The sequence below is a fragment of the Salinivibrio sp. MA607 genome (assembly GCF_001996245.1).
GTDB lineage: Bacteria > Pseudomonadota > Gammaproteobacteria > Enterobacterales > Vibrionaceae > Salinivibrio > Salinivibrio costicola.
The window spans coordinates 1-5,193 of sequence record NZ_MUFJ01000053.1 but is presented as its reverse complement, the minus strand read 5'-3'; the positions used below and the strand labels follow the sequence as shown (position 1 = coordinate 5,193).

The window sequence follows — 5,193 nt, the reverse complement described above, 5'->3', positions numbered from 1 at the left end:
GACGAAAGTCATTATCAAATGATAAAAAAATTAGAGTTTTCATATGATGATCATATTCCTGTTTTTGATTATTGTAAAAGTTTAGATATCGATTTCATCTCGACGCCCTACGATATTGAAAGCGCTAAGTTTTTAGTATCTATTGGTGTGAAAAAATTCAAAACTGCGTCAGCAGATATTGTCGATTTATCTCTTCATGATTATATTTCAAGAAATGCAGAGCATGCGATTGTATCAACTGGCATGGCTACACTTGGCGAAATAGAAGAAGTGGTAAATATATATCGAAAAAACAAGTGCGATTTTACGCTTCTTCACTGTGTGTCAAATTACCCATGTGCAATCGAAAGTTTAAATCTTAAAGTAATGAATACTCTAAAAAACGCTTTCAATTGTGAAGTGGGCTACTCAGATCATGCTCTTGGTACGCTTCCAGCAGTAGCGTCAATAGCCCTTGGAGCTACAATAATTGAAAAACACTTTACGCTAGATAAATCAATGGATGGGCCGGACCATAAAGCATCAAGTGACCCTGAAGAATTTAAAGAGCTTGTGGATGCTATTCGTACAACAGAGATCGCTTTAGGAACTCCCATAAAATCAGTCCAGGCAGAAGAAATTCAAATGAGAAAAGTTTCGAGAAAGAGCTTGTTTCTGGCAAGAAATATTGAAAAGGGAACAATGCTCACTGCCGATATGTTTGTTTTAAAGCGGCCTGGGACAGGCTTATATGAAATAGATTTAAAGTCAATTATAGGATCAATAAGCACACAAAAACTACATGCTGGTGAGGTGCTCAAATTAGGGGACTTTAAAGTTGAATAAGAAATGTCTAATTATAGGTTGTGGTAGTCATGCCCATTCTGTAATATCCATTGTAGAGTCCGCTGGTGAATGTTATGAAATCATTGGCCTGGTTGATATATCTGATGACTATGATCCAAATGAAGAAAAGAGTGGATATAAAGTTAAGCTCAGTTTCAATGAGCTACTTAGTAATCCAAGCTCTTATGTTCACTTAGATTTGTTTATAGCGATAGGTGAAAATAAAAAAAGAAAAAAGATATTTAAAGTCCTAACGCAGTATGGATTTAAATTACCCAATGTATCCGCGAAAACAGCCTACGTAGACAGAACTGTTAAACTGGGTAAAGGAAATGTTATATCTCATTATGTTGTAATTAATGCTCAGTCGGAAATTGGTGACAACAACCTAGTAAACACTGGCGCTATTATAGAGCATGATTGTCTAATTGGATGTCACAACCATATCGCTCCTAGCTCTGTAATATGTGGTAACGTCAATATTAGTGATTTAGTGCTTTTAGGAGTGGGTTCGATAGTCCTCCCTTTCTTGTCAGTACGGACAGGCACATCGCTGGGTGCAAGTGCACTGCTAAATACCAATGTTAGTGTTGATGGAAAAACCTACATAGGAATTCCAGCTAAGGTGAAAAAATAATGATATATATTTCTACTGGTGGCTTCTCATCTAGCAGTTTTTTAGAAACGTCAAAATTGTTTAAAAACGATGTTGTTCAAGGTTTAGAATTGTCGGGTGGTAAACATAGCGATTCACTAGAACAAGACTTAAATGAAGTGTCAAAGCACTTCGAAATTGCACTTCATAACTATTTCCCTGTGCCTAAAGTACCATTTGTTTTTAATCTAGCAAGTTGTAATGATGAAATAGTTAGAGCTAGTATGGAACACGCAAAAAATGCTATTAATTTGACATCTCAATATAAAGGTAAATATTTTAGCTTTCATGCTGGTTATTTGCTCGATCCTCAAGCCTCAGAGCTTGGTAAGTCTATTAAGAAAAAAAAGCTTAATGATAGGAAAAGTGGTCTTAAGCAATTTATACAAAACGTAAATATACTTGCTGATTTCGCAAAAAGTAAAGGGATAACATTACTTATAGAAAATAATGTTATTTCAGCAAATAATTTCGCATCTTTTGGCTGTGATCCTCTTTTGATGACAGAGTCTTCAGAAACAAGATATATCTTTGATAATGTCAATGAAAATGTTAAGTTGTTAGTTGATGTTGCTCATTTGAAAGTATCGGCAAATACACTTTCTTTTGATCCCGTTGGATACTTGTTAGAGTTTAGGGATGTCACTGCTGCTTACCATATAAGTGATAACAATGGTTTAGAAGACAGCAATCAACCGTTTACAAGAGACTCTTGGTTTGTCGACTACATTAGAAAAGATCTAGATTATTATTCATTAGAAATATACTTATCAGACATAGAAATGTTGGAAGCACAATATGTTCTACTGTCTGAAATACTGAGGTGAACCATGCTAAGCCTAGAAGATTTATGTATTGATTATAGTTCCTTATTAAGAGAAGCGCTAATAAAAATAGACAACAATGCTCAAGGGCTTTTATTTGTGGTCGATGATCTTACTCTTTTGGGAGTGCTAACTGATGGAGATATTAGAAGAGCGATAATAAATGGCAAAACTACAGATAGTTCAGTCATTGATATTTGTAATAAAGAGTGTCAATTCTTATCTCACAACGCCAAAACTCAAGATATACAGGCATTACTAAGTGACAAGATTAAGTTAATACCGTTAGTTGATGAGCATAGAAAGATAGTTGACTTTGCTTCGTCCTCTAGGATGACGCGCACGCCAGTGCTCGAACCATTACTAGGAGGAAACGAGCTTGAATATATTACAAAATGTATAACAACTAATTGGATTTCGTCTCAAGGTAAGTACGTAACCGAATTCGAGAATAGCATTAAGAACTATACAGGTAGTGAATACGTCTTATCTGTGAGTAACGGTACAGTTGCGTTACATTTATCACTTGTGAGTTTGGGTGTCGGGCCTGGAGATGAGGTTATAGTCCCAGATATAACATTTGGAGCCACTCTCAATGCSGTGATTCTAGCAGGAGCTAAGCCGGTTATTGTTGATGTGAATGAAGATGATTGGAATATATGTACCCATCAAATAAATAAAAATATCAATAAAAAAACGAAAGCAATAATGCCCGTGCATATTTATGGTGTCCCTTGCAATATGAAAGAAATCATAAATATTGCTGAAGATAATGGCTTACTCGTTATTGAAGACTGCGCTGAAGCGCTCGGTTCTACTATAGATAATAAGCACGTTGGAACGTTCGGTAATGCGGGAACATTCTCTTTCTTTGGTAATAAAGTTATTACCTGTGGTGAAGGAGGAGCTGTTATCTTCAGAGATGAAGGTATATATAATAGAGCAAAAATATTACGAGATCACGGAATGACGCCAGGTAAAAGATACTGGCATGAATGTGTTGGATTTAACTATCGATTAACTAATCTTCAAGCTGCTGTAGGATGTGCTCAATTCGAGCAATTATCCAGCTTCAGGGAAAAGCGGATGAAGATCTTTTCCTGGTACAAAAAATATCTCTTAAACTCAGGCTACTTTGACGTTCAAAAGGTAGACAAAAATCATGATCAAAGTTATTGGCTTTTTACTGCTATACTGAAAGACTCTATTAGTATAGACAGAGATAGTTTAAGTGATAAGCTAGCTAAACGTGGCATCGACACTAGGCCGGTGTTTTATCCAATGTCTCAACTACCTGCATTTCAATCGTATCGTAGAAGTATAAATGGTGTATCTGAACGTATAGCAGCTCGAGGAATTAGTTTGCCGACATCTGTGAGTTTAGAAGAGTCAGAAATTAAGGATATCTGTATTGATATTCTAGCAACTATTGAAAATTTTTCCGATTTTAAAGAGATGATGTATGATGACTAGAAAGGCTAAGGTAGTAGCTTTAATTCCTGCGAGGGGAGGTAGTAAAAGATTAACGAATAAAAATCTTTTACCTATGGCCGGTAAGCCACTTATAGGCTGGACAATAGATGCTGCCCTAAATTGTGTTGAAATTGATAGCGTAGTTGTTAGCACAGATTGCTTAGAAATTAAGAAAACTGCAATAGCATTTAAAGCTGAGGTACCATTTATACGTCCCGCAGACTTAGCAACTGATTACGCTTCTACTGATGATGTGATGTTGCATGCAGTTAATCAATTACAGTTATCTCCTTCTGATATTGTCGTTTTGCTTCAGCCAACATCACCATTGCGAGATGAACAAGATATAAGTTTGTTTGTACATGATCTACTAGATAGTGATTTGAGTGGAGTAGTTTCAGTGTGTGAATGTGAGCATACTCCTCTTTGGAGTAATACGTTGCCACAAGATCTAAGGATGGGAGAATTCATTAACTCTACTATCGGATCGAAGCGTAGCCAAGACTTACCCCAATACTATAGGCTAAACGGTGCTATTTACGCCTACAGAGTAGAGTATTTAAGAAGGTATGGTGGAAGATATTACTCTAGTGAAGTAAAAGCTAGAGTTATGTCAGCTGAGAAATCAGTTGACATAGACACTGAGCTTGACTTTAAATTCGCTGAGTTTTTAATGAAAAATAAGTAATATGAATCTGTTTTTTATTGAGTCACCATTACAAGCACTTAATGCTATTGAGTTTGTCTCATGCAAGGACAATAAACAAGGCAAAGATCTTTTTATTATCCTATCTGATGGAACGATGTCTGAGACAAATTTAGCGCAGATTGAATTTGTTTTAAACTTTTTTGGTTATGATGATAAAGTAATATTTAATATAAATGGGGGAGTCAAAAGCCTTTTTCTCCATAGAGAACAAGTTAGGATGTTAGCTAAACGTTATTCTAAATATAATATCGAGTATTGCGTGATCGGGGAATATAGATCACTTGCTTCAAGAGTTTTGATAAATAAAATAAAACCTAAAAAAGTTGTTACCGTTGATGATGGTACTGCAACATTAAGAATTGAAAGGTCAAAAAAGCCAAGTGTAAAGATAAGATTAATAACAACTTTATGCAAGTTCGGGCTGGGGTTTGATATCACTCTAAAGCAAGGTGTTCATTTTTTCAGTGTGTATGATATATCGAATAAACTTACTAAAGGCGATTGTCTCCACACGAATAGATATTCCTTTTTAAAATCTAAGCTTTATGATTATCCGAAAAGCAATAAGCATTTTATTATAGGCTCACCATTAAAAGAAGCAGGTGTTGTAAAAGAGGATATCATCCTTACTATAAAAAAAATAGATAAGATAGTTTCCTTAACTAAAAGTAAAAAATCAGACTTAGTTTACATTGCGCACCGTAGAG

Annotated in this window: 6 protein-coding genes; all 6 read left to right on the top strand. The window is 35.4% G+C overall.

The features are described from left to right. Nucleotides 1–825: N-acetylneuraminate synthase family protein (locus BZG81_RS15255; RefSeq protein WP_131826443.1), on the top strand; the 825-nt coding region annotated here is incomplete at its 5' end. Continuing rightward, nucleotides 818–1,462: a NeuD/PglB/VioB family sugar acetyltransferase gene (locus BZG81_RS15250; RefSeq protein WP_077677795.1), complete on the top strand. Its 645-nt coding sequence runs from the start codon at nt 818–820 to the stop codon at nt 1,460–1,462. The genes BZG81_RS15255 and BZG81_RS15250, both read left to right, overlap by 8 nt. Beyond that, on the top strand, nt 1,462–2,307 hold the full coding sequence (locus BZG81_RS15245; RefSeq protein WP_077677794.1) for a sugar phosphate isomerase/epimerase family protein: 846 nt from the start codon (nt 1,462–1,464) through the stop codon (nt 2,305–2,307). Before BZG81_RS15250 ends, BZG81_RS15245 begins: the two co-directional genes overlap by 1 nt. Nucleotides 2,308–2,310: 3 nt before the next feature. Continuing rightward, nucleotides 2,311–3,777, top strand: a complete 1,467-nt coding sequence (locus BZG81_RS15240) for an aminotransferase class I/II-fold pyridoxal phosphate-dependent enzyme (protein ID WP_077677793.1) — start codon at nt 2,311–2,313, stop codon at nt 3,775–3,777. Then, nucleotides 3,767–4,465: an acylneuraminate cytidylyltransferase family protein gene (locus tag BZG81_RS15235; protein ID WP_241827405.1), complete on the top strand. Its 699-nt coding sequence runs from the start codon at nt 3,767–3,769 to the stop codon at nt 4,463–4,465. The genes BZG81_RS15240 and BZG81_RS15235 overlap by 11 nt, the downstream gene beginning before the upstream one ends. 1 nt (nt 4,466) lies before the next feature. Beyond that, nucleotides 4,467–5,193: hypothetical protein (locus BZG81_RS15230; protein ID WP_077677792.1), on the top strand; the 727-nt coding region annotated here is incomplete at its 3' end.